19 protein-coding genes and 1 tRNA gene are annotated in these 24,295 nt (G+C 45.2%); 10 read left to right on the top strand and 10 right to left on the bottom strand.

Features of this window, described 5'->3' with window-relative positions:
- Nucleotides 1-110 precede the first annotated feature (110 nt).
- Nucleotides 111-1,547 (top strand): type I glutamate--ammonia ligase, encoded by a 1,437-nt coding sequence (gene glnA, locus QP420_RS03825; protein WP_481616588.1) that lies wholly within the window; start codon nucleotides 111-113, stop codon nucleotides 1,545-1,547.
- Between the two features lie 69 nt (nucleotides 1,548-1,616).
- Here the strand turns inward: glnA and QP420_RS03820 are convergent, their stop codons facing one another.
- The 5 genes from QP420_RS03820 to infC all read right to left on the bottom strand — a co-directional run bounded on the left by QP420_RS03820 (nucleotide 1,617) and on the right by infC (nucleotide 5,628).
- Nucleotides 1,617-2,270 carry a peptide deformylase gene (locus tag QP420_RS03820; protein WP_004130015.1) on the bottom strand — a complete coding sequence of 218 codons (654 nt, stop codon included), beginning with the start codon at nucleotides 2,268-2,270 and terminating at the stop codon, nucleotides 1,617-1,619.
- 380 nt (nucleotides 2,271-2,650) lie between these two features.
- A complete protein-coding gene (gene glmM / locus QP420_RS03815; protein WP_481616587.1) occupies nucleotides 2,651-4,063 on the bottom strand; it encodes a phosphoglucosamine mutase in 1,413 nt (470 codons plus the stop codon).
- Nucleotides 4,064-4,248: 185 nt separating this feature from the next.
- Nucleotides 4,249-4,632 carry a 50S ribosomal protein L20 gene (gene rplT, locus QP420_RS03810; RefSeq protein ID WP_004114536.1) on the bottom strand — a complete coding sequence of 128 codons (384 nt, stop codon included), beginning with the start codon at nucleotides 4,630-4,632 and terminating at the stop codon, nucleotides 4,249-4,251.
- A gap of 53 nt (nucleotides 4,633-4,685) precedes the next feature.
- A complete protein-coding gene (gene rpmI / locus QP420_RS03805) occupies nucleotides 4,686-4,880 on the bottom strand; it encodes a 50S ribosomal protein L35 (RefSeq protein WP_004112988.1) in 195 nt (64 codons plus the stop codon).
- A complete protein-coding gene (infC, locus tag QP420_RS03800; protein ID WP_016636400.1) occupies nucleotides 4,861-5,628 on the bottom strand; it encodes a translation initiation factor IF-3 in 768 nt (255 codons plus the stop codon). The genes rpmI and infC overlap by 20 nt, the downstream gene beginning before the upstream one ends.
- Nucleotides 5,629-5,831: 203 nt before the next feature.
- Here infC and QP420_RS03795 point away from each other — a divergent pair, with 203 nt between their 5' ends.
- Nucleotides 5,832-6,569, top strand: coding sequence for a thiamine diphosphokinase (locus QP420_RS03795; protein ID WP_481616597.1), 738 nt, complete (start codon nucleotides 5,832-5,834; stop codon nucleotides 6,567-6,569).
- 8 nt (nucleotides 6,570-6,577) lie between these two features.
- Here the strand turns inward: QP420_RS03795 and QP420_RS03790 are convergent, their stop codons facing one another.
- A complete protein-coding gene (locus tag QP420_RS03790) occupies nucleotides 6,578-7,327 on the bottom strand; it encodes a PmeII family type II restriction endonuclease (protein ID WP_481616586.1) in 750 nt (249 codons plus the stop codon).
- A 62-nt stretch (nucleotides 7,328-7,389) separates the two neighbouring features.
- Nucleotides 7,390-8,745, bottom strand: a complete 1,356-nt coding sequence (gene dcm, locus QP420_RS03785; protein ID WP_481616585.1) for a DNA (cytosine-5-)-methyltransferase — start codon at nucleotides 8,743-8,745, stop codon at nucleotides 7,390-7,392.
- Nucleotides 8,746-9,035: 290 nt separating this feature from the next.
- On the opposite strand from dcm, the gene gap reads away from it, so the two are divergent.
- The 5 genes from gap (at nucleotide 9,036) to QP420_RS03760 (ending at nucleotide 13,666) form a co-directional block, all read left to right on the top strand.
- The gene (gene gap, locus QP420_RS03780) at nucleotides 9,036-10,091 is read left to right on the top strand and encodes a type I glyceraldehyde-3-phosphate dehydrogenase (protein WP_016636398.1); all 1,056 of its coding nucleotides are present in this window, start codon (nucleotides 9,036-9,038) and stop codon (nucleotides 10,089-10,091) included.
- A 128-nt stretch (nucleotides 10,092-10,219) separates the two neighbouring features.
- A complete protein-coding gene (gene ybaK / locus QP420_RS03775; protein WP_481616584.1) occupies nucleotides 10,220-10,720 on the top strand; it encodes a Cys-tRNA(Pro) deacylase in 501 nt (166 codons plus the stop codon).
- A gap of 69 nt (nucleotides 10,721-10,789) precedes the next feature.
- The gene (locus QP420_RS03770; RefSeq protein WP_369803150.1) at nucleotides 10,790-10,864 is read left to right on the top strand and encodes a 50S ribosomal protein bL37; all 75 of its coding nucleotides are present in this window, start codon (nucleotides 10,790-10,792) and stop codon (nucleotides 10,862-10,864) included.
- Between the two features lie 184 nt (nucleotides 10,865-11,048).
- A complete protein-coding gene (locus QP420_RS03765) occupies nucleotides 11,049-11,819 on the top strand; it encodes an exonuclease domain-containing protein (protein WP_481616583.1) in 771 nt (256 codons plus the stop codon).
- Nucleotides 11,820-11,884: 65 nt separating this feature from the next.
- Nucleotides 11,885-13,666, top strand: a complete 1,782-nt coding sequence (locus QP420_RS03760) for a UDP-N-acetylmuramoyl-L-alanyl-D-glutamate--2,6-diaminopimelate ligase (protein WP_481616582.1) — start codon at nucleotides 11,885-11,887, stop codon at nucleotides 13,664-13,666.
- A 57-nt stretch (nucleotides 13,667-13,723) separates the two neighbouring features.
- On the opposite strand, the gene QP420_RS03755 is transcribed toward QP420_RS03760, so the two are convergent.
- Complete coding sequence (locus tag QP420_RS03755) at nucleotides 13,724-15,178, bottom strand: bifunctional folylpolyglutamate synthase/dihydrofolate synthase (protein ID WP_481616581.1); 1,455 nt, start codon at nucleotides 15,176-15,178, stop codon at nucleotides 13,724-13,726.
- Between the two features lie 446 nt (nucleotides 15,179-15,624).
- Here QP420_RS03755 and QP420_RS03750 point away from each other — a divergent pair, with 446 nt between their 5' ends.
- Complete coding sequence (locus tag QP420_RS03750) at nucleotides 15,625-16,308, top strand: ECF transporter S component (RefSeq protein WP_060787184.1); 684 nt, start codon at nucleotides 15,625-15,627, stop codon at nucleotides 16,306-16,308.
- 146 nt (nucleotides 16,309-16,454) lie between these two features.
- Nucleotides 16,455-16,531 (top strand) — tRNA-Ile (locus tag QP420_RS03745).
- 103 nt (nucleotides 16,532-16,634) lie between these two features.
- On the opposite strand, the gene QP420_RS03740 is transcribed toward QP420_RS03745, so the two are convergent.
- Complete coding sequence (locus tag QP420_RS03740; RefSeq protein ID WP_415689389.1) at nucleotides 16,635-17,531, bottom strand: carbohydrate kinase family protein; 897 nt, start codon at nucleotides 17,529-17,531, stop codon at nucleotides 16,635-16,637.
- A gap of 278 nt (nucleotides 17,532-17,809) precedes the next feature.
- A complete protein-coding gene (locus QP420_RS03735; protein ID WP_481616596.1) occupies nucleotides 17,810-19,390 on the bottom strand; it encodes an aminopeptidase P family protein in 1,581 nt (526 codons plus the stop codon).
- A gap of 380 nt (nucleotides 19,391-19,770) precedes the next feature.
- On the opposite strand from QP420_RS03735, the gene QP420_RS03730 reads away from it, so the two are divergent.
- Nucleotides 19,771-23,826 carry a hypothetical protein gene (locus QP420_RS03730; protein ID WP_481616580.1) on the top strand — a complete coding sequence of 1,352 codons (4,056 nt, stop codon included), beginning with the start codon at nucleotides 19,771-19,773 and terminating at the stop codon, nucleotides 23,824-23,826.
- Nucleotides 23,827-24,295 lie beyond the last annotated feature (469 nt).

Below are 24,295 nucleotides of genomic sequence, written 5' to 3'. Positions count from 1 at the left end.
ATCAACAAAGCGTGTAACACAATCGTAACCAGATAGTCGAGTCGCTGAAATCCAAAATCATATACAACAATCTAAACTATTTACTGAGATTTTCATGAAAGGATTGTGGCATGACCACTTTGCAAACTAAAGAAGATGCCGAGGCTTTGATTAAGCAAGAAGGCATTGAGTACGTATCTGTTCGATTTACCGATTTGATTGGCGTTCAGCAGCATTTTACTGTGCCTGCAAGCGAGTTCTTAAACAGCGCGTTTACGGATGGAATGGCCTTCGACGGCTCTTCTATGCAAGGATTCCAGGCTATTAACGAATCCGACATGAAGCTTATTCCAGACGTAGACACCGCCTACATTGACCCATTCCGCAAGCACAAGACTTTGAACGTTGCTTTTTCGATTGTGGATCCTGTAACAGACGAGCCTTATTCTAGGGATCCTCGCCAAGTTGCGATTAAAGCCGAAGCCTACTTAAAGGCCACTGGCATTGCCGATACCGCAAGCTTTGCTCCAGAAGCCGAGTTCTTTATTTTCGACAAGGTGCGTTTTGCAAACGACATGCAGCGCTCCTTCTACGAGGTGGATTCTAACGAAGCTCCATGGAATTCTGGCATCGACACCGAAGACGATGGCAGCAACAACATTGGTTTTAAGAATCGCGTAAAGCACGGCTACTTCCCTGTTCCACCTGTTGACCACAACCAAGACTTGCGCGACGACATGGTTTACAATCTTCAAAAGGTTGGTTTGATTCTTGAGCGTTCCCACCACGAGGTTGGCGGCGCAGGCCAGCAGGAGATTAACTACCGTTACAATACCCTTGTTCACGCTGGCGACGACTTAATGAAGTACAAGTACGTTGTTCACGAGACTGCTGCTTTGGCTGGCAAGGCTGCAACGTTTATGCCAAAGCCAATTGCTGGAGATAACGGCACTGGTATGCACTGCCATCAGTCGCTTTGGAAGGATGGCAAGCCATTGTTCTATGCGGAAACTGGTTATGCTCAGCTTTCCGATATTGCGCGTTGGTATATTGGCGGTTTGATTAAGCACGCGTCTTCTGTGCTTGCTTTTACAAATCCTTCGCTTAACTCTTACCACCGCCTTGTTCCAGGATACGAGGCTCCAGTCAACTTGGTTTACTCGGCTCGTAACCGTTCTGCAGCTATTCGTATTCCTCTTGCTGGCGATGCTCCTTCTGCTAAGCGTATTGAGTTCCGCGCGCCAGATCCTTCGTGCAACCCGTTCTTGGCGTTCTCTGCTCAGCTTATGGCTGGCTTAGACGGCATTATGAACCACATTGAGCCTCCTGCTCCTGTTGACAAGGATTTGTACGAGCTTCCTCCAGAAGAGCACGACGGCATTAAGCAGGTTCCTTCTTCGCTTGGTGAAGCTTTGCAAGCTTTGGAAGAAGATCACGACTTCCTTATGCAAGGAGATGTTTTTACTAGCGATTTGATTGAAACTTGGCTTAATCTAAAGCACGAAGAGATGGATATGGCTCGTTTGGCTCCAACGCCACTTGAGTACGAGCTTTACTTCCATATCTGATATTTGTGATTAATAAAATCCCCCGCAAGAAAACTTGTGGGGGATTTTATTTTGCATTCGTCTTTTATTTTAAATCGCAAAGCCTAGTGTTCTAGCAGCGTTTACAGGAACTGCCTCATCTGCCCAATAATCCTCAAGATTTTCGTCGCTAGAAAGCGAGCGCATTTCTGCGCGATCAATGTAAAGCTCACCGCGTAAATGATCTGTCTCGTGCTGGAAGATTCGCGCTGGCCAACCGTGCAAACGCTGCGAATGCTGCTTTCCATCCTCGTCTTGCCAAGTGGCTTGAATGTCTAGCCAGCGCTGACGAACAGCTTGATACCCTGCAACGCTTAAGCAGCCCTCGTAGAAGCTGCGCGTTTGCGTGCCAATTGGCTCATAGTGTGGGTTAATAATCGCCCTAAATGGCAATTCTGCAATATCTCTAGGGTCGTCTTCGTCATCCCTAACGTGGTCTTCTACAACCGCAATCGCTAAGCCAAGCCCGATTTGCGGAGCGGCCAAACCAACCCCTGGAGCGTCTAGCATAGTGCTGTGCATAAGCGAAATAAGCTTGTTAAGCGTTGCGCGCGTAAGCTGACCATCGTAAGCAACCGTGCGCTGCCTTAAAACAGGCTCCCCTGCTTGAACAATCGACAAAACGCCATCTTCTGTAGCGGAATCCAAAAGGCGCTCTACTGCGCGGCTAAGCTTAGTGTCGACACTTGCGTGATGCGTAAACATAGGACTCCTTTACCAGGCGATTCTGCAAAACTCTAACTCTATAAGTCTAACTTTGACTATTGTTGATAAAACACGTACATCAACAACAATACCAAAAGAATCAGTATATCAAGATTATCCGCGTTTTGTAGCTGTAATCAGCGTGTCGAACAACATTCTCGGGAAAAACTGACGCATTTTGTACCAAATTCGACCCAAATCACGTACATTCTCGGGAAAAACTGACGCACTTTGTACCAAATTCGACCCAAATCACGTACAAAAAGCGGAAAAGATTGACGGATTTTGTACCAAATTCGACCCAAATCACGTACATTCTCGGGAAAAACTGACGCATTTTGTACCAAATTTGACCTAAATCACGTACAAAGTCGGTAAATCTACAACTTAAGATTATCCGTTACAACTTGTGCAAGTCGTGCGCAAACCTCATCTGCCTGCTCCTGCGTTGCAGCTTCGCACATAACGCGCACAAGTGGCTCCGTTCCGCTTGGTCTAAGAAGAACGCGACCCGTGTCTCCCAAAAGCGCGCTCTCTTTTTCTACGGCATTAAGAACGGCAGCATTTGTCTTAGCAGCCATCTTATCTACGTTTGGCACATTTACCAGGCATTGCGGAAGTTGCGGGAAGTCGGCAGCCATTTGCGAAAGCTTCTTGCCCTCTCGCACAACCTCTCGGCACAACGTAAGCGCTGTAAGAGTGCCGTCTCCCGTGGTTGCAAACTCGCGATTAATCACATGCCCAGACTGCTCGCCGCCAAGAGAATAATCGCCTCTAAGCATCTCTTCTAGAACGTAACGGTCTCCAACGCTTGTTTGAACGGTAGAAATGCCCATGTCTTTTAGCGCAAGCTTTAATCCAAGATTGCTCATTACAGTAACAACAAGAGTATTATGATTCAGCTTGCCTTCGGCCTTCTTAGAACGCGCAAGAATACCCATAATTTGGTCGCCATTAACCATGTTTCCATTTTCGTCTACGGCAAGGCAGCGATCCGCATCTCCGTCGAAAGCCACTCCTAAATCGGCCTTAGACGCCTTAACCATGGCTTGCAACTGCTCTGGATGCGTGGAACCCGCGTGATCGTTAATGTTGTAGCCGTCTGGAGACGCGTTAATAACAATCACTTCTGCGCCAGCCCTGCGCAATGCCTCTGGAGCCACTACAGACGTTGCACCGTTTGCGCAATCCGCCACTACTCTAAGGCCAGCAAGAGGCTTAGGGCGAGTAGAAGACTCACTACTTAAAGGCGCTACAGAAGAAACAAGATGATCAATATAAAGATTTGTAGCTGTAGTAGTATCGTGGCTGATTCGCCCAACACCGCTTCCCGTAGGACGCTGCCAATCCTTGCCTAAAACCGCCTCAATCTCGTCTTCTTTACTATCTGGAAGCTTAAAACCGCCGCGCGCAAAGAACTTGATTCCATTATCTGGCATTGGATTATGCGAGGCAGATATTACGGCACCCATTTCCACGTTGAGCACAGAAGTTAAAAAGGCCACGCCAGGAGTTGGGATTATGCCAGCGTCTATAACGTCAAAGCCGCCTGCACTCATGCCTGCCGCCAAAGCGGACGCTAGAAAATCGCCAGAAACGCGAGTATCGCGACCAACCAGCGCCCTTCGTCTAGCGTGCATCTTTTTCCCTGCATCTTCGCTATTTGACTCGCTGCTATGCGTTGCTTCTCCTAAAACACGAACGGCAGCATCGCCTAAATCTAACGCTAATTGCGCGGTTAAATCGCGATTGGCCAATCCCCTAACACCATCGGTACCGAACATATTTGGCATAATCAGCCTCTTTCGCTTAGATTTCTAAAAACACACTATTCTCTATTTTACTCTGCAATGCGCTAGACGCGCCACACTAGCAAACTACGACTTGCGCATAACAATTAAGCCCGCCTAAAAAGACGGGCTCAATGCTTAATGCTTATTAAATCGCCTAAATCAAATTTAAAGCGATAAAACTAAAATCAGGCTTCTACTGGAGCATTAACATCTGCTGGCAAAGCAGCCTTAGCAGCTTCAACGATTGCCTTAAAGGTCTCAACGTCGCTAACAGCAAGCTCGGCCAAAGCACGGCGATCCAATTCGATGCCAGCTAAGCGCAAGCCCTGAATAAAGCGATTGTAGGTGATTCCTTCTGCGCGAACAGCAGCGTTAATACGCTGAATCCACAACTTGCGGAAGTCGCCCTTGCGAGCCTTGCGGTCGCGGAAGTTATAAGTAAATGAGTGAAGCAGCTGTTCCTTTGCCTTGCGATAAAGGCGGGAGCGCTGGCCGCGATAACCCGAAGCCCTATCAAGAACAACGCGACGCTTCTTGTGAGCATTAACTGCGCGTTTTACTCGTGCCATAAGTATTCCTCAGCTTTCTTAAAAATTTTAATTGCGTCTTTGTTTTACTGCACTTACTTAGCCAGCAAGCCCTTTAAATTCTTGCTCTGAGCTGTAGCCAAAACCTTATCTGCAGACAAAGCACGACGCTTACGAGCAGACTTATGCTCCAAGTTGTGGCGCATTGCGCTTCCATCGTGCATTACCTTACCGGTGCCGGTGAGGCGAACGCGCTTGGACGCTGCGGAATTAGTTTTCATCTTCGGCATTGCTGCCCTCCTTATGATTCTGATCAGATTCTACAGAAGCTTTTGCGGACACATCGGCCGCTGCCTGAGCTCCTTGCTTTGCCGCAAGTCGCGCTGCCTGACGAGCTTGACGCTCTGCACGCGATTCAGCGCCTCTACGACGCTGCTCAGACTGAGTATGAATCTTTTTACCCTTAGGCGCGAGAGTCATTATTATGTTACGACCCTCTTGCTTAGGGGCAAACTCCACGGTTCCACTTTCGGAAACCTCATCTGCAAGCCTACGCAATAACTCAACTCCGCCTACAGGCCTCGACTGTTCGCGGCCGCGCAGCATAATGGTGACTTTTACTTTGTCTCCACCATTTAGGAATCGAAGAACATGACCCTTCTTAACGTCGAAATCGTGATCGTCAATCTTGAGTCGGAAACGAATTTCCTTAATCTCAGCTGTGCTTTGATTACGACGCGCTTCACGAGCCTTAATCTTCTCGTTGTACTTGTACTTACCGTAGTCAATAAGCTTGGCTACAGGAGGCTTAGCAGTAGGTGCCACCTCTACAAGATCGAGGTTCGCTTCCTTTGCAAGGTTCAACGCTACCGAGGTTGCAATAACCCCCACTTGCTCGCCTTTTGGACCGATAAGGCGCACTTGGGAGACGCGAATCTCTTCGTTAATGCGTGGTTCGTCGCTAATGATGACTCCAATCCTTGTTAAAACAGTGGAACAGCGCACCAAAAGGTCAAAGATAAATTCAAGTTCAAACATCAATCAAATGCGCTTAAGAACAGCGCTGTAGCAAGCATATTGCTACGTGACCGAAGTCATGAACCCGAAACCCTTTAGGCTTCCAGGTGGGATATACCACTTTCTTGATTACTCAAGCCAAACGTCTATTATACTTGGCGCCTTGACAATGCGTTATATCAAATTCCACATATTAAATTCCACGCGCGCGATATTATATGTTTATGGAGCCTTTAAAGCGCTGCGTTGTTTTAGCAGCTGGAGATTATTACGACCATACGCGCGAACATGTTCCTGATCGCGCTTTAACTATTGCAGCCGATGGCGGCTGGGATCATGCGTGCAAGCTTGGTTTGCACGTTGATGCGCTTATTGGCGACTTTGACTCTGTGCGATTAAAACTCCCAACAGACGCTGCGATTACGCGACTTCCCGCAGAAAAAGACGACCCCGATTTGCTTTCTGCACTTAAAGTTGGATGGGCTAAAGGCTCTAGAGAATTCCATATTTTTGGCGGCTTAGGCGGCCGCGTGGATCACACTATTTCCAATATTCAGCTTATGGTTCGACTTGCCATTAGAGGCGGAATTGGATTCTTGTATGGAGACGGCACGATTGTTACCGCAATTCACAACGGTTCCCTTGACTTTCCAGCGTCTAATGGCCCCGAAGGCCGCATGGTTTCCGTATTCTCGCACACGCCTGTTTCTAACGATGTAAACGAGATTGGGCTTAAATATCAACTTCAGCACGCAACTATGTACGGCGATGCTGTTCAAGGCCTAAGCAACGAGCTATTAAACAACACTCCTGCGCATATTGATGTTCACGAAGGCACTCTTGTAATCACATTCCCTATAGACGCTCCACTGCCGCAAGTTAGCTGGTTTAAGCGGCCAGTTGGCGATTTGGGAGAAGTAAACGCTAGCGTCTCTAGCGCTCTCGCCGTTTCGCCAAAGTAGCTTTTGGCTTACATTTTATTGGACTGCATCTCAATTCCAGGAATCATACTGCTGTTTTCCGATATGCTTTTGGCTAATTTTTCTACAGTATTTTCTAAAACGTGATTAATCTTATTGCTATTAACAGTTGTAATAGTTTTTATTAAATCGTTGTAAAAATCTTTATCTCCAGTAAAAGATTCCCAAAATTCTTGGCCAATTTTTACGGTATAACCTTCGGATTCAATCCTCTTATAATTCGCCGATAAATCTTCCCTAGAACCATACAAAATACCAACTACACAATCAGTTAATGGATTTATGTCTTTAGACCCATTCGTTTTAGCCAATCTTGCTAAATCTTTAAAATGGTCGCATATTGTTTTTACATCATCTTTATTAATTGTTTCTGGACCAGATTTTAGCTGACAATAAATATGACGATTTGTAAAACTATCTTTATATTCAATATCTATTCCAGATGTTGTAGACGCAAATCCACTCAAAACTTGAGAACTTAACTTTTGTATTGCAGAACCAAAAGATGTAGAAATAGAAGTTCCAAGAACTCTAGGATATAAAATTGCCTTAGCAATTGAACGCGGCGAGGCATCGCCAAAAGCAAATCTAGAAAGATATGCTATTAAGAATGGATTAAAGCTAATCTTTTTTATATCAACAAGTTTTTCGGTGTTTTTTATATGATTTTCTATTACTTGCTTATCAAAAAAAGATGAAATCTGGCTTAAAATATTCTCTCTTTCAATATCTGAAAACATAAAATCTCCCTTGACTATTCCTAAAACAAAAAGGCTAACATACCGAATTTTGTATTAGAGAATTATAACATAGATAAGGCCTGAGATTTTAATTCATCGGTAGTTATATTCGATAAATCAACAGGCTTAATATCTCTAAACAACTCTCTATTTTCGCCACTTAGCATAGCGATTATTGCTCTGCCAACATGATAAGCAAGATTGCAAGGAACAGCATTTCCTATCTGCTTGTATTTGCTTGCCATACTGCCTTCAAATTTCCAACTATCTGGAAAAGATTGAATGCGAGCATATTCTCTTACCGTTAATGGTCGAGTTTCTTCTGGATGACATCTTTCTGTTTGTCTTTGTGCTGGAGAACATGTGAGAGTTAGCGACGGCTCATTCCAAGAAAGTCGCCTTGCCATCCCAGTTTTTCCGCCTGGCAAATTAAACGAACCCTTCATGTAATCTTTTTGAACATCCAAAGGAAGATCACGCCAATAGCCTCCAGGAGGTACTAGGTCTAAAACCTTCTTCTTGCTTTCTGGATACGTTGCACCCTCGGATTTTGGGCACTCTCCTATTGCATCCCATAATGTAAGAACATCACTGTTTTCTTTAGGGAATAAAATCGGAATATCTAAATCTTTTCTAACTCCGATTATGACTAATCGTTCGCGCTTTTGAGCAACGTCAAGGAATTGAGCACGCAAAACTTTTAAAGCAACTTTATAGCCCAAGCTATCCAAAGTATTTAGCATAACCATAATGGTTTTTCCAGAATCGTGAGTAAGCAATCCTCGAACATTTTCCATCATCAATACTTTTGGCTTAACTTGTTTAATAGCCCGCGCAAACTCAAAGAAAAGTGTTCCTCTTGAATCTTCAAATCCTTTAGATAAACCTGCATACGAAAACGCTTGGCAAGGAACACCACCTTGCAACAAGTCAACTTTGCCGCTGTATTTAGAAAAATCAATATTGTGAATATCGTCTTCTACAACATTCCATTCAGGCTTATTTTGGCGCAAAGTCGCACACGCATATTTGTCTACCTCATTTAACATTAAATGATTAAAACCAGCATTACTCATTCCGAGTGCAGTTCCACCAGCGCCAGCAAATAATTCAATTGATGTAAACTGAGTTTTATTGTTTTTTAACACAAAAAAATGCGATTTTTTATTTTCAGCATGATTTTCGTAACGATTTTTAATACGTTCCAAATCTGAAATTTTGAAAAGTCGTTTGTTGTTTGAATCCCTAACACATATTAAAAGCCCCAATTTTGCCCAACGTCGTATAGTATCTATAGAAACTCCGATAATACGCGATGCTTGCCCAGCGGTTACATTTGAATCTTTGCTAGGGATAGTATTGGCAGTGACTTTAGCTTTATGCTCTAGACCTTCTAAAACTTGCGTACTTTTCTTCATAAAAACAGCATATCACAATTCTTGTAACCTTTGCATATGCAATGGTTATGATTCTATAAAATACAAAATACACATAGTTAGACACACATAAGTAGTTTAGAAACACAAAAAGGCAGCAAAGAAGGCCAAAATGCTACGCAAACGTAGTACAAAATGATGCACTAGCGTAGTACATACCGCACATTAAAATGGACACGTTAGTTTAATAACGAAGACCAAAAACGTATTGTTAAGAATCGCGAAAAATCGCAAAAACCGTGCGTTAAGGTTTCACTCAAGGGAGATCCCAAATGACAGTCAAGATTGGTATTAACGGCTTTGGACGTATCGGCCGTTTGGCATTCCGTCGTATTTTTGAGCTTCAGGCTCGTGGCGGTCAAGCTGGCGATATCGAAGTCGCAGCCATCAACGATTTGACCACTCCTTCAATGCTTGCTTACTTGCTTAAGTACGACAGCACTCATGGCACTTTCCGCCACGACGATGGCACTCCAGTCGAGGTTACCTCCACCGAAGACGCAATCGTTGTAGACGGCAAGACTTACAAGGTTTACGCCGAAAAAGACGCAAACAACATTCCATGGGTTAAGAACGATGGCGTTGAGTTCGTGCTCGAATGCACCGGCTTCTACACTTCTGCAGAAAAGTCCCAGGCTCACTTGAACGCTGGCGCTAAGAAGGTTCTTATCTCCGCTCCTGCTAAAGATGAAACCACTCCAACCGTTGTGTTCGGTGTAAACCAAGAGATCTTAAAGCCAACCGATAACATTGTTTCCGCTGGCTCCTGCACCACCAACTCCATGGCTGCAATGGTTAAGCTTTTGCAAGATAACTGGGGAATTAAGTCTGGCTTTATGACCACTATCCACGCTTACACTGGCACCCAGATGATTCTTGACGGCCCACGCGGCTCCAAGCCACGTAACAACCGTTCTGCTGCTTGCAACACAATCGAGCACTCCACTGGTGCTGCTAAGGCAATCGGCAAGGTTGTTCCAGAGGTTAACGGCAAGCTTCAGGGTCACGCTCAGCGTATTCAGGTTCCAGATGGATCTGTTACCGAGTTGACCACCGTTCTCGAGAAGCCAGCAACCACCGAAGAAATCAACGAAGCCTTTAAGAAGGCATTCGAAAACTGCGATTACTTTGGCTACAACGCCGATAGCATTGTGTCTTCCGACATTATTGGCGACACCCACGGTGGCGTTTTCGATCCAACTCAGACCGATGTTAACACTGTTGACGGCGTAACCTTGGCTCGTACCGTTACCTTCTACGACAACGAGTACGGCTTTACCGCTAACATGATTCGTACCTTGCTCTACTTTGCTGAAATTGCTGAGTAAAGTTAGCGAGATACAATAAAGCTAATAGCTAATAGCTAAATAAAGCGAAATAAGCCTAAAAGGCTACAAACCCCTTGCGGTGATTCATCGCAGGGGGTTTTCGCAAAGCATTTGCATAGGGGATTTAGATGAGTAAAAAGCATGCTGCAACAGGAAAAGCAACGCCAGCAATAGCACAGTTAGAAAACGCTGGAATCACATTCCGCGTTGTTGACTACGAGCACGATGCAGACCACATGGATGACGGCTACGGCATGGAAGCAGCGCAAAAATTAGGCGTAAACGCAGAGCAAGTTTGCAAAACGCTTATGGTAGACACAGGCGAAAAGCGCGTAGTTGGGATTGTGCCAGTAAATGGCCGCTTAAGCATGAAGGCAATTGCAAGCGCAGTAAATGCAAAGAAAGCCAGCATGACAAGCCCAGACGTAGCTCAACGCGAAAGCGGATACGTGGTTGGCGGAATCAGCCCATTTGGCCAGCGCACGCACCACGAAACCGTGCTAGATGTCAGCGTTATGCACTTTGATGAAATCCTTGTTTCTGGCGGAAAACGCGGTCTTGACGTTGTTTTAAATCCAAATGACCTTGTTAACTTGCTTAATGCAACTGTGGCAAACATTCTAGCCTAAAGCTAGTAAACGTCGCGGCAACGTGCGATAATCCCTAAGGTTGTTCATTTTAATTGTTAGGAGTTTATTATGGGTATGCGTGGACGCAAGCGCAAGGCTCGCCGCAAAAAGGCAGCAAATCACGGCAAAAGGCCAAATGCTTAATGCAGACGCTTAATGCGAACGCTTAATGCAAATGCTTAATACGTTTGATTTGCGTATAAATTTGTAACTAAAAACCCACGGATTTATTGCCGTGGGTTTTGTTTTATCAACACTTAAATAACATCAAATATAAATAACATCAAATAACTCTTAAGGGGTCTGCGCTGCATTCTAGGATTATTGCATGGCAAAGAACATAGATGAGTTGCTAGAAGCACTAGAAAAAGCACCGCAGCAAGATTCAAACACAACACTGTGCAAATCAATGCTGCTTGGTTTCGACACAGAAACAACGGGCGCGATTGTTGGCAGCGATTCGATCTGCTCCGCAACGCTTGTTCTTAGAGACCCAGCGCTCGGGCATAACAATGACGTTATTGCAACGTGGCTTGTAAACCCGCATAGGCCAATCAACCCTAAAGCAAGCGAGGTAAACGGCTTTACAGACGAGTTTTTGCAAGAAAACGGAGGAGATCCAACGCAAGAGATTGAGTTGCTTGGAAGTGCCATTAGCCTTGCGCAAAGCAAAAATATTCCACTTCTTGCATACAACGCTCCTTTTGACGTTAAAATGTTAAGTCATGATTTACAAAGATGGAGTCTTGAGCCTTTGCAAAATCGCCAAAAAAGCACGGTTAACGGCGGCGAAATGCTTGTTGTAGACCCGCTTGTTATAGACCGCGCTGTTTCTAAGCGCACAGGTAAACGCACTCTTACGTACACAACGCAGTTTTACGCAGTGGAGCCGATTGGCGATTTTCACGACGCTACAGCCGACACTGTTGCTGCCGTGGATCTAATTAAACCAATAAGCGAGCTGCACGAAAACGTTGCAAATCTTAAGCTATGCGAGATTATGGCCTGGCAGCGGGAAGCTTACGCAAAATGGAAAATAAGCTTTGATAACTGGCTTAAGTCTAAAGGAAGACCAGCTGGCGAAGGAAGCTGGCTGTAATTACTAGCGATACGCGACTAAACAACATCACTAAACAACACGGAAAATCAACACGGAAAATCAAAATGTCTTTACAAAAATTATCTCTAGACGAAGCATGCAATATTTTATTGAATCAAAATCTTTTGCGAGAAATAATACAAAATAAAAGCACACAAAAACATGACGATTTAACGCACGAACACGACCAAACTTGGTCAATAGATGCTAGAGATTTTGATAACCACACAAATCCGTACAGCCACATAACGTACGATTCGCGCGATATTAAGCCAAACACGCTGCTTTTTATTAAGGGCAATTTTAAGCCAGAATATCTTAAAGACGCGGATAAAAACGGCTTAACTGCTTATGTTTCACAAGATTGCTACTCGGATTACACCAATGCAGTTGGGCTGATTGTAACAGACGTTCGAAAAGCAATGAGCGTGCTTTCGGCAGCGTTCTTTGGCAACCCGCAAGAAAAGCTTACGACTATTGGAATTACGGGAACAAAAGGCAAAACAACCACAGCATACTTTACTCATGCTATTTTGAACGCACATTCTAATGGCAAAGCGGCGCTATTCTCTTCGGTAGATAATTGCTTAGACGGTAAAACATATGTTGAGTCGGACTTGACTACGCCAGAAAGCCTAGACGCGTTTAGAATGATGAGCCAGGCCGTAGAAAATGGCATGAAATACCTTGTTATGGAAGTTTCTTCGCAGGCGTACAAAGTGAACCGCATTTATGGACTACACTTTAATGTTGCGGCATTTTTGAACATTAGCCCAGACCACATAAGCCCAATCGAACACCCAACTTTTGAAGATTATTTGTATTGCAAGCGTCAAATCGTAAAAAATACGGATGCACTTGTGCTTAATGCGGATTGCGCACATGCGGATTTGATTATTCAAGATGCAGATCAAAATGGCGTAAAAGTCACAACTTTTTCAAGAATCCACAGAGAAGAAATAGACGAAAACACTTGCGATTGCCCAGAATGCAGCAATCATTGCGATATTCACCCTTACGAAAACAGCGCAAAGTACCCTGAGCTTGTTTTGCCAAAGTATATAGCGGTACCAGAATTGCAAGAATCGCAAGAATCGCAAGGTGCGCAAAGTACGTCAGAACATTGCATTGCGGTTTTGGGAGGCGATATTACCAATTTCAAAGATCAAGATATTCCTGAATACAACACAATAGACAGATTCAACCTAAAAATCGCAGGCGACTTTAACTACGAAAATGCACTTGCGGCAATTGCAATCGCACAAAACGCGCAACCAGATTTAATCAACAATGTTGAAGCTTTGCACGCGATTGAAAACGTTGAAATTCCAGGACGCATGGAGATTTTTGAGGATCCAAAATCCAACACAATCGCAATAGTTGACTACGCGCATAATTACGTTTCTGTAAAGGCGCTGCTGGACTTTGTTGAAGAAAAATACGCAAGCCAGAGTTTATACACTACTCTTGTTACGGGGTCTGCTGGAAACAAAGCGTACGATAGACGCAAAGAGATTGTTCAAGCTGCGCAAAATCGAATCGACGAGTTTGTGTTTACAATCGAAGACACAAACACCGAAGATCCAATGGATATTTGCAACGACATGAAATCTTGCATAACAAACCCAGGCGTTAAATCGCAAATAATAATCGATAGAACGCAGGCGATTGAGCACAGCGTAAACGAAGCTAGAAAGCGCGGCGAGCAAAGCAAACGCGATGAAGATAGCGATTTATTAAACGTAATCCTCATTATTGGAAAGGGCGATGAGCGCTGGATTAAGCACAACAACAAGCACGTTCCTTACGAAAGCGATTCGCTTGTTATTAAGCGCCTCTTTAGCTAACGCCTCTTTGGCTAAAGTCAATTTGTGCTAAAGTCAATCCGCAGCTAAAGTCTAAAGTCATTCCGCAAGATTTGGATGAATGTTAGCGCGTTGATCTTTTGGCTTCTTTAAGTCTGGATTAACGCGCTCAATCAGCATGGTGCGCGCATCTCCTGCGGTAACAAAGCTGCCGCAAATCAGCACTCCGTGACCATACCCCACTCCAAGCTCATCGTCTTCGTCAACAAGATTCACTGCCGTTTGAATAGCGTCTGGAAGATCGTCAACGCGAATCACGCGATCTTTACCAAACACGCCAATCGCAATCTTCTCTAGGTCTTTAGGGTCCATAACGCGGTCTCGCCAAGAGTTACGCGTAACAATAATCTTAGTTAAAATCGGCTCAAGCACACCCAAGTATTCTTCAACTTGCTTATCTGCCATCATTGCCACAACGCCAATAAGCTGCTCAAAATTATAGTTTTCTTCGATTGTTTTACGGAGCGACTCGGCAGCGTTAACATTGTGACCGCCGTCAATAATAATCGTTGGAGAAGTACGAACTTGCTCAATGCGGCCCGGAACCTTAACTTGACTCAAAGCCTCGGCAACCAAATCGCCGTCTAAAGCGCCATTTACAGGCAGAACAACCTCCGCAGCAGCAAGCGCCGCCAACGCATTATGCGACTGATGTACACCAAACTTGTCAATCGGAACATCCGTATAAACGCCATTTGGAGTTCGCAAAGTGGCCACTTGCCCGCCAACAGCTGGCATGCGCGAAACAACCTCTAACTCGCCACTACCGTCACTAAAGTCGCGTAAAAGCTTGGCATTATTGCGATTTGCCACCTCTTGAATAATCGGCAAAACTTGCGATTCGTGTGGCTGCGGCCCCAAAATCACAGTGCAATTTGGCTTAATAATACCCGCTTTTGTGCGCGCAATCTCTTCAACCGTGTTTCCAAGCCATTGCATGTGGTCCATGTCTACAGGGCCAATAATCGCAGCATCTGCGTTCATAACATTAGTTGCGTCCCATTCGCCACCCATGCCAACTTCCATCACGGCAACATCTACAGGAGCGTCAGCAAAAGCCCAAATCGCCATAGCCGTAAGCACTTCAAAAAAGCTCATGCGCGGCTTGCCATCGGCGTCCATGCGCGCATCAACCATGTTTATAATGTCTTTCATTTGATCAAACACATCAACAAACTGGTCATCGCTAATTTCTTGGCCGTCAATCATAATTCGCTCGTTTACGCGCTGCAAATGCGGCGAAGTGTAAAGACCTGTGCGCAAACCGTACGCGCGGCAAATCGCCTCCGCCATGCGCGCCGTGGAACCTTTGCCGTTAGTGCCAGTAATGTGAATCACATGCATCGACTGCTCTGGATGCCCCAAAATATCAAGGATTAAGCGCATTCTGTCTAAATCAAGATTCGTTTTATTATGCTCTGGAGCGCGGCTCATAATATCTCGCTCAACGTCAACAATTCGCTCATTGCTGCGATTTGGATGTTCCATCGACATTTTGGCTCCCCTATTTTTGATTTACGTTTTCGGATTTACGTTTTCGCTCATTTTTCCAACTATCTAGATTAATAACCGTAGTGTTTTGTACCTGATTTACGGCGTGTCGTGGTACAAAACGCGGAAAACAACTCCGCACTTTGTACCACATTCCACCCAAATCACGTACAAACTCGGGAAATATCGCTCGCGCGCTATGCTTCTCAAGCGAAAAGGCAGGTCGTCGCGTAAACATTGTTCACTTGCGTTGAATAATCGGTTTTATAGCGCGTTATAAATTTCTGCAATAGTCAAAAATGTTACAAATCACACAAAATTTGCGCAAAAAAGGCGTGTTTATGGCTCTTAGATGGTAAAGTACACGTTGGCGTTTCTGCCCAGGCTGCGTAGGTCGAGGAACGCTTAAAGAAATTACAATGCGCAGCAATCAACAGTTAGGAACACTAATGAGTGATATTCTAGACAACGAGTCCGAAAGCAATACAACAACCCCAATAACCGATAAGGCCCGCGAAAACGCGGATCCTGCCCCAACAACAATCGCAAGCCTTAAATGGCGCGTTGCAGACATATCTCTCGGCGCTGCTCTGGCTGCCTTGTTTGGCGTAATCTACTGGGGCTTTACAATCATATTCTTCTCTCAAATCTCCCCTATTTTGCGCACAATTTTGCCTGGTTTTGGCAGCATTTTGCACGGCGTTTGGTACCTTTCTGGCCCACTTGCACTGCTTTTAATCCGCAAGCCTGGTGCTGCGATTTACGTAAACGTTGTTGGCGCCGTGTTTGAGAACATTCTTGGCCAGCAATTCTCTGCGTTTATGGTTTTGGCTTCTGCTGCATTGCAAGCCGTGTTTAGCGAGATTCCTTTTGCCATCGCTCGCTACAAAAAGTACAATCTTACTTTAAGCGTAATTTCTGGCACACTTACCGCGCTGGAATATGGTATTTACCTAATGTTTGTGGTTTACCAGGGCAAGAGCGCAAACTATCTTACAATTCACATGATTTGCGAGCTTATAAGCGGCTTTGTGATTGCAGGCATTGTTCCTTGGCTTTTGTTCGTTGCTGTTCGTAAGACTGGAGTTTTGAGCAATTTTGCCTCTGGAAGAGACCAAGAAGTAGTGGCGTAAGTTTTGCTCTAAAGCTGCTTGCGACTTGCCTTGCATACACCCATGCACTTTGCGCGCTAAACATAGCACTAAACATCTAGCTAATCGTAGCGTGTTAAACGTTTATGGGTGTGTGCTAATCTGGTCGTTGCTAACTTTGTTAGCGTGGGGCTTTAGCTCAGTCGGTTAGAGCAACGGACTCATAATCCGTCGGTCCAGGGTTCAAGCCCCTGAGGCCCCACCAAATAATCGCCTTAATGGCGTATAAAAAAGCTTCAACTCGTTTGATTCTAGGAATTACCTAATTCATCTTACAAGTTGAAGCTTTTTGTTTATATTCTTACAGACTACAGTCCTGCTTTAGAAAGATAGTCTGGGATTTCGCTCGGGTACTCTGGCCACGCGCCCGCCTGAGTGCAAACGTACGCAGCAGTGTTGATTGCAGCACGATGCGCGTCTTTAAGCGAATCGCCAGCCAAAATCCTTGCAGCAAAAGTGCCAGAGAACGAATCGCCAGCGCCAACCGTGTCGTTAACTTCCACATGAGGAGTTGGGTAGGTAGAGCTTTCGCCATTCTTGGTAAAGATTGCGCTAAAAGTAGATCCGCCAGTCAAAATCACGTAATCCAAACCGTAGCGCGCCTGGAACCATTTGCAAGCCTCATTGTCGGAAGTTTCGCGAATATTAAACATATCTCTAAGAAGAAGCAGCTCGGAATCGTTAAGCTTAAAAACAGTTGCCTCTTTAAGAAGAGCGTCAATCAAATCCTTTGAATAATGATCGCTACGAATGTTAATATCGAAGAACTTCATGGCGTTTGGCTTGGTGTGCTTTAAAAGCTCCAAAACAGTATCGTGCGTTTCTTGCGATCTTAAGCTAAGCGTGCCAAAGCAAATGGCGTCTGCTTTGCTAACAAGGTCCACAAGTTCACGCGTATAAACAATATGATCCCACGCAATGTTTCGCACAATCGTGTACTCTGGAATGCCATTTCTAAGCGAAACATCTACCGTACTAGTTGGCCAAGCATTGCGCTGAATAACGTGCTCAATCCCTGCTTTTTCAACTTCTTCAACAAGTTCATTGCCAAGAGAATCTTCTCCAACAGCACTAATAACGTAGCTTTCTGCACCATTGCACTGCGCATGGTACGCAAAGTTTGCTGGAGCACCTCCAACTCGTTTTCCTTGGGGAAGCAAATCCCACAGTAGTTCTCCAAGTGAAAGAACGATTGGCTTAGTCATTGTATTCCTTTCGAGAGTATCGATGATTTTGGCTGCGACTCGTTAATCAACATCTTTATTGCAACAAGTCACATAAATGCATAAAACACATAAATGTATAAAACGCATGAAACATATAGAGCATATGTAGCACATAAGCCACATAAACCGCAATAAAGTAATGTTGTTATAACAACTAAGTGCTATAACAACATTATTGCGTAAAGATTAGATAATTAATTTAGATAGTCTTAGATGATTCTAAATAATCCTAAATAATCCGTTTAGATAGCAGCACACTACTTAGCAGCGCGCTGAGCCATCCAAGCTTCAACATCTTCGATTTGCTTAGGAATATCAATAGAAAGCCATTCAGGACCATTCTCCGTCATCAAAACATCGTCTTCAATGCGGATTCCAATTCCGCGCATTTCTGGCGGAAGCATAAGATCATTGGCAGCAAAGTACAAGCCAGGCTCGATTGTAAAAATCATTCCTGGAGTAATCTTCGCACCTTGATACGCCTCGTAGCGAGCTTGAGCGCAATCGTGAACATCTAGACCCAAGTGGTGAGCAACACCGCAAGCATGCCAACGGCGATGCTGCTGACCTTGCGGCGAAAGCGATTCCTCAACGCTAACCTTTAGAATGCCCCACTCGTGCAAATGCTCCGCAAGCACGCGCATGCAAGCGTGATGAATGTCGCTGTAAGTGGCGCCCGGCTTAGCCGCCTCAAAACCAGCCTGCTGAGCATCGAGAACGCACTGGTAAAGCTTCTTTTGCAAATCCGTAAACTTGCCATTGGTTGGGAAAGTTCGCGTAATATCTGCCGTGTAAAGGCTGTTGACTTCTACGCCTGCATCAATCAAAAGAAGATCACCGCTAGAAACCACGCCCGTGTTGCGCATCCAATGCAAAATTGGAGCGTGCTTGCCAGAAGCAACAATTGTATCGTAGCCAACTTCGTTGCCAACTTCACGCGCAACGGAATTAAAAGCGCCTTCAATCATGCGCTCAGAATGCTCCTTGCCCAAAGCTTGAGGCAAACGCGTGAGCATGCGGTCAAAGCCTAACTTTGTAGCAGCAATAGCCTTGCGCATTTCGCCAATCTCGTAAGCGTCTTTAAGCATTCGCGCTTCGGCGGCCACTTCGTGCAACTTATCGTCTGCAGCAATGTTTGCATCTTCGTCGCTAAATCCGCTTGCTTCCCTTAGCGCATCTACGCGCGCTGTTAAATCAGCATCCGACTCGCGCACAATTCGCACGCGCACGCTTTCGGCAGCGCTATTATCGTCGCTAACGTTTTTTGCAAGCGCGTCGTCAAGCTCCGCAATGTCTCGCGTTTCAATGCCAGTCATAGCCTTAAGCTCTTTAAGTCCTGCGCGAGGGCCAACCCAATATTCGCCGTAGTGCGGATCTTTGTAGAACGCAGCAGTGCTATTGTCTGCGCGAGGTGCCACAAAAAGCTGCGGAACATGTGTTTTGCCAGCCGCTTCCTCGTCGCTGCCTGGTTGCACTGGCTCAAGCACAAGCACCGCGCCAGCCTCGTAATCCTGGCCCAATCCAGTGCAATATGCGAAAGTCGTATCTGGCCTAAAAGCGTAGTCGCAATCGTTATTGCGCACTTTTGGCTGGCCTGCTGGAATAACAAGGCGTTCGCCTGGGAATCGCTTGCCAAGCGCCTCTAGACGCGCTGGTGTGTATTTTGAAGATTCAAGCGGTTCGATTTGAGGCTCCTGATTATCCCAGCCGCTAGTCATAAACTCTTTAAAGGAATCGCTGTTTGGACGCAAAGATCGATTGTTTACGCGGTCTTGCGCTTTTTGCGTGCCATCCGCGTTTAGTTGCTCACCATGTGTTGTTGGCGTTGATTGATGCATATCTTCTGCCATCTTGCGACTCCTTGATTTTAATCTTTAATCAACTTAATCTTAATCAACCTAGATTCAGTTTACATTTCCCTATTTTCTTATTAGGAATGTACATTAAAAATCGCTATTGAATTTCTACGCTGCACATGGTTTTAGTATTTTTTAAAATAAACACGCTGCATAAAAAATTAATCCATAGTTATTTGGTAAGATTGCTAAAAAACTTGATACCCCCCCCCCGTAGCAGATTATAATAATCCGAAGAAGCAAGGTTAAAGAGAAAATCGCAATGATAGCGAGACGCTTAATCGCAAAACATTGCGGTATTCAACAATTCTTGCAAACACTAAAAAACTGCGATTCACCACCAACAAGAGGAGAAGCTAATCATGAACGCTAAACTCGCAGCAGCAATATCTTTAGGCGCAAGTTCCCTTGCATTATTCGCAATGGCGGGCGTTGCAAACGCGCAAACCACTGAGACAACGCCAGCGCAGCCAACGACGACGCCTGTTGTGGCTCCAACTGGCAGTCAAGGCAGCGGCTCTACTGGCGGCCATGGCGGGACTGGTGATCAGGGCGGCGCTTCTCAGTCGACTCCAGCAGATGATAAGATTGACGACAGCAACTTCACCGATGAACAAAAAACTGCAAATAATAACGCTAAGCAAGAGCTTGAAAATGCTACTCAACAAGCTGACGAGGCAGATACAACTGTAAAAAAGGCTGGAGAAGGTGTAACCGAAGCAAAAGCGGAAGCAACAGAAGCGGAACAGGCTGCAACAGAAGCAAATAATGAGTATAAGAACGCTAAAGATAACGAACAGCAGGATCAAACCGCTAAAGACCAGGCAGATCAATACGTTAAAGACAAGGAAGGCGAACTAGATAAAGCCAACAAAGATGTTGAAAAAAAGCAAGCTGCTTTAGAAAAAGAACAAGCCGATAAGCAAGCTGCCGACGACGCCAAGGAGAAGGCCACAAACGATAAAACTCAGGCTGAGAAAGATAAAGCGGCTGCTCAAGGCGAAGTTGAAAAAGATAAGCAAACTCTAAAAGATGCCGAAAATAAAGTAAAAACAGAAACTGACAATCAAAAAGCCGCCGAAGAAAAGCTAAAAGCCAAACAGGGCAAGCTTGCACAAGCTGAGATTGATAAAAAACAGCTAGAAGAACAAGCAAAACAAGCCGAGCAGGCTCAGACACAGGCAAATGAAGCTGTACAAAAGAAGCAGGACGAAATAAAGCAAAAGGAAGCCGATAAAAAGGCTCTTGAACAACCAGGAACTGCTGCAACAAACAAGCAACTGCAGGCACTTAAAGAGGCTGCAACTAAGGCTAAAGATGCTGCAGATCAAGCCAAGATTGAGTCAGATAATGCAGCTGCTGAAGCTAGCTCCAAAAACACTGTTGCAACGAATAAGGAGAAGGCGTTAACAGCAGCAGAAGACGCTCTTCATAATAACGAGTCTTATAAAAAGAACATTAAATTGCTTGACGACGCTGCTGGAAACGCAAGCAGAAATTACGAGAAAGCACACACAGACGGACTCGACCCAGATGTTGAGAGGGGCTTTGAAGGCTTCTTGGAGTATGTAATTGAAACAGAAACCGCAAAAGGAAATGAAGGTAACGCCGACCTTATTGCAGACGCCAAGCGCGCTCAAGATATAATTAAGGGTAAAACTTTTACGCCTACAGAAATAACATTTAAAATCGGTAAGACGAAATATAGTTCAGGAACAGAACCAGCAAAGGCTCCTATTTGGGCGGCTTACTTAAAGAAGCTGCATCGAGTTGGTGGGCCTGATTCCTTGCAAAATCTTAAAGAAGCGGCTACATATTATGCAGCTCTTAATAGGGTTCGCTCAGAAGAAAATGCTGGTCTTCCTACTGTTGGAGTTCGCTTGAGCCTTATTGCAGAGAGCATAATTCACTCCTTCTATTCTTCTACGATTCAAGATCACGCGGCTAATTTTGATTGGGAGCATGGCGTAGACAAGAACTCTAAAGATCAGCTAAAGTCTCACGCATATTCTGATTCAGACGAGAATCTTGCGTGGGGCGAATTCGACGGAGATGATCCTAATAGAGCAAAAAATATTAACGGAAGCTTTTATTTCGATAGTAACGCAGATCCTAATAAACCAGTACACGCTACAAGTAAGTTTAACGCTATGGATGGCTGGTATGACAGGGAAAAGAAGATTTATGACGATGCTTTAAGTACTGGAAAGTGGTCTGATGGCAGCACTACTTACACTCTTACAAAAGCTGGTAAAACGTTCTTGCAGGAGCACAGGTATGATTTTACTAATTACACTAGCACTGGGAATGCTCCTCAATTATTCGAAAATGATTCTGCTAAAAAAGAGGCTCAGGATGCATTTGGCGAAGCAGTTGGGCATTATTTGAATTTTATTGCTAGAAACAATACGGCTGCAGGCTTTGCAGAAGCTGACACAGCCATAGATTATACAAAAGATGGAAAAGAGCTTATTTACGATGTTGCTGTGTGGCATGGCAACTCCGAAAAGAGCATTAGTGCAGATGACTATAACAAGCTTCTAACCGATTACATAGCTAAGGTTACGAATAATGGCGAAAAGAAACTGGAGCCAAGCAATGCTCGCGATTTAGCCGATTTAGCAGCCGCAGAGAACAAAGCAGATAAAGCTTTATTCCAAAAAACTTACGAGGTTATTACGGAAGAAAGCAAGGCTGATTCTCTTGCAGAAAACAGCGTAACCAAGTTAAGCCAAAAGGTTCTTAAAGCTCAGATGGAGTTTAACGATGCTAAAGATGAACTTCGAAAAGCAAACAAGACTAAGCATGAGGCTCTAGAAAAATACAATAAGTTAAAGGCCGAGGAGGATACAGCTGAGCAGAAGTACAATCAGGAGAACGCTAAGGTTCAGCAGGCACAGAGCCAGAGCGATGAACAAAAGCAAGCAAAGATTGCTCAGCTTAAGGGCGAGCTGAAGACACTTCAAACTGAGTTGACCGGTCTTAAGGATGCCGCGCAGAAGAAGCAGACCGAAGCTCAGCAGGCGCGCCAGAAGGTTACTGGGCAGCAAACCAAGATTGATGGTTTGACTGAGGCTGTTAATACTGCCCAAGGCAATGTAGATAAAGCACAGCAGGCGGTTAAAGATGCAGAAGCAGCTAAGAAACAAGCAGATGAAGCGCTTAAGGCTGCAAATCAGAAGGTTAAGGATTTGAACAAGCAAATCCAAACCTTGGATGCAACAATCAATTCTGAAGCTCAAAAGTCTAAAGATGCTCAAGGTAGGATTGACACTGCTCAAGGCAAGCTTGATAAGGCAATCGAAGAGCAGACCCAAATTAGCAATGCTCTTGACGCAGCTAATCAAACAGCATCTGAAAAGGCTACTGCATTAACTCAAGCTACTAATGCTGTTGCCAAGGCAAAAGATAAGGTTGTTGCAGCTAAAAAGACTGTTAAGGCTGCTCAGGATAGGGTTGTGCAAGCTCAGCAGACTCTTAAAGCCGCCAAAGCTAAGGTTGAAGCAGTACAAAAGACTGTTAAGGCTGCTGAAACTAAGTTTAAAGCAATAATCGATAAGCTGCCTGAAAAGGCTAAAGCAAAGTACACTGCTAAGTTTGCTGCTGCAATTGGGCAATTCACGCAGATGCAACAAGATTTGACGGACTACACTTCAAAGCTTGAAACGTTGACAACTACGTTGAACGATAACGCCAAGGCGCTCAATGATAACGTAAAAGACCCAGAACCTACGCCATCTCCAGAGCCACCTGCACCATCCCCTGTCCCATCCCCAAGCATCGAAGACATAACGCCTGGCTCTGGCTCTGCGTCTGTTGAAGAGCCTGGTGAAGAGCCTGGCGGCGATTATGCTGGAGGCTCTGGCTACAGCAGCAGCAACTGGTACAGCAAGTATCTTGCAGGATACGCAAACAACTTGTTCGGCAGCGAGCAACTCGGATTCCACGCTGCTGTTCCAGCCGCACAATCGCAGAGTGCAAACGGCGCAAACGGCGCTAACACTCAGGGCGCTAATGGTGTTGCAGCGAATAATGTTGCAGGCGCAGAGCACGCTAACACTCTTAGCGCATCCAGCGCCAATCGCATCGCAGCCGCACTAGTGGCTGGAGCTAAGGCTGCAGCCAAGAACGCTGCCAAGGCAGACGAGGCTAAGAAGGATGATGCTAAGAGCGAGTCCGCAAAAGATGCTGCTAAAGATTCTGCAAAGAGCAAGTCTAAGAGCGATTCCAAGAATGATTCCAAGAGCGAGTCTAAGGATGAGTCTAAGAACGCTCAGGCGGCAGGCGGCGCTCAAGACGGTGCGCAAAGCGCGTCCAACAGCACTACGCTTAAGGTTGTTGCAGCTCTAGCTGCTGTTGTTGCAGGAATCGCAGCAATCGGAGGCGGCACCTACTTAGCTCGCCATCGTCGCGCGTAATCAAAACTAAATAACAAATAAAAACCGCGGTTGACCAGTCTTCACCGACTCGTCTGCCGCGGTTTTTTGTTGCAGATTTTCCCGATTCGAACAACATTCTCGGTAAAATCGCTCGCGCGGATTAGCCGCGCTCACGTCTTCGCAGCGCAGAAGCAGTGCTTCTGCCTTGAGCTGCTCAGCGCTCCAAATTGCCTTCTCGCGCTACGCTTTAAGCTCGAAGGCAGGTCGTCGCGCCCGCGCATTTTGTACCAAATTACACCTAAATCACGTACAAAAAGCGGAACACAACTCCGCACTTTGTACCAAATTTGAGCCAAATCACGTACAAAACCCGTCAATCTTTTCCGCACTTTGTAGCTAAACACGACGATTAGAGCTACAAACGCGGCTAATCCGCGCGAACGCAGAATTACCCAGCCCTATAGCAACACCAAGCAAGGAAAACCGCTTGCGTTATATTTGTCTCATC

The sequence above is a fragment of the Bifidobacterium sp. UMB1197 genome (assembly GCF_030217745.1).
GTDB lineage: Bacteria > Actinomycetota > Actinomycetes > Actinomycetales > Bifidobacteriaceae > Bifidobacterium > Bifidobacterium vaginale_B.
The sequence above is the reverse complement of the archived record's forward strand: the minus strand, read 5'-3'. Positions and strand labels throughout refer to the sequence as shown.

Excerpts from the sequence above, each read along its gene's own strand:
- glnA (WP_481616588.1), top strand. The coding sequence starts at position 111 with ATGACCACTTTGCAAACTAAAGAAGATGCCGAGGCTTTGATTAAGCAA.
- QP420_RS03820 (WP_004130015.1), bottom strand. The coding sequence starts at position 2,270 with ATGTTTACGCATCACGCAAGTGTCGACACTAAGCTTAGCCGCGCAGTA.
- glmM (WP_481616587.1), bottom strand. The coding sequence starts at position 4,063 with ATGCCAAATATGTTCGGTACCGATGGTGTTAGGGGATTGGCCAATCGC.
- rplT (WP_004114536.1), bottom strand. The coding sequence starts at position 4,632 with ATGGCACGAGTAAAACGCGCAGTTAATGCTCACAAGAAGCGTCGCGTT.
- rpmI (WP_004112988.1), bottom strand. The coding sequence starts at position 4,880 with ATGCCGAAGATGAAAACTAATTCCGCAGCGTCCAAGCGCGTTCGCCTC.
- infC (WP_016636400.1), bottom strand. The coding sequence starts at position 5,628 with ATGTTTGAACTTGAATTTATCTTTGACCTTTTGGTGCGCTGTTCCACT.
- QP420_RS03795 (WP_481616597.1), top strand. The coding sequence starts at position 5,832 with ATGGAGCCTTTAAAGCGCTGCGTTGTTTTAGCAGCTGGAGATTATTAC.
- QP420_RS03790 (WP_481616586.1), bottom strand. The coding sequence starts at position 7,327 with ATGTTTTCAGATATTGAAAGAGAGAATATTTTAAGCCAGATTTCATCT.
- dcm (WP_481616585.1), bottom strand. The coding sequence starts at position 8,745 with ATGAAGAAAAGTACGCAAGTTTTAGAAGGTCTAGAGCATAAAGCTAAA.
- gap (WP_016636398.1), top strand. The coding sequence starts at position 9,036 with ATGACAGTCAAGATTGGTATTAACGGCTTTGGACGTATCGGCCGTTTG.
- ybaK (WP_481616584.1), top strand. The coding sequence starts at position 10,220 with ATGAGTAAAAAGCATGCTGCAACAGGAAAAGCAACGCCAGCAATAGCA.
- QP420_RS03765 (WP_481616583.1), top strand. The coding sequence starts at position 11,049 with ATGGCAAAGAACATAGATGAGTTGCTAGAAGCACTAGAAAAAGCACCG.
- QP420_RS03760 (WP_481616582.1), top strand. The coding sequence starts at position 11,885 with ATGTCTTTACAAAAATTATCTCTAGACGAAGCATGCAATATTTTATTG.
- QP420_RS03755 (WP_481616581.1), bottom strand. The coding sequence starts at position 15,178 with ATGTCGATGGAACATCCAAATCGCAGCAATGAGCGAATTGTTGACGTT.
- QP420_RS03750 (WP_060787184.1), top strand. The coding sequence starts at position 15,625 with ATGAGTGATATTCTAGACAACGAGTCCGAAAGCAATACAACAACCCCA.
- QP420_RS03740 (WP_415689389.1), bottom strand. The coding sequence starts at position 17,531 with ATGACTAAGCCAATCGTTCTTTCACTTGGAGAACTACTGTGGGATTTG.
- QP420_RS03735 (WP_481616596.1), bottom strand. The coding sequence starts at position 19,390 with ATGCATCAATCAACGCCAACAACACATGGTGAGCAACTAAACGCGGAT.
- QP420_RS03730 (WP_481616580.1), top strand. The coding sequence starts at position 19,771 with ATGAACGCTAAACTCGCAGCAGCAATATCTTTAGGCGCAAGTTCCCTT.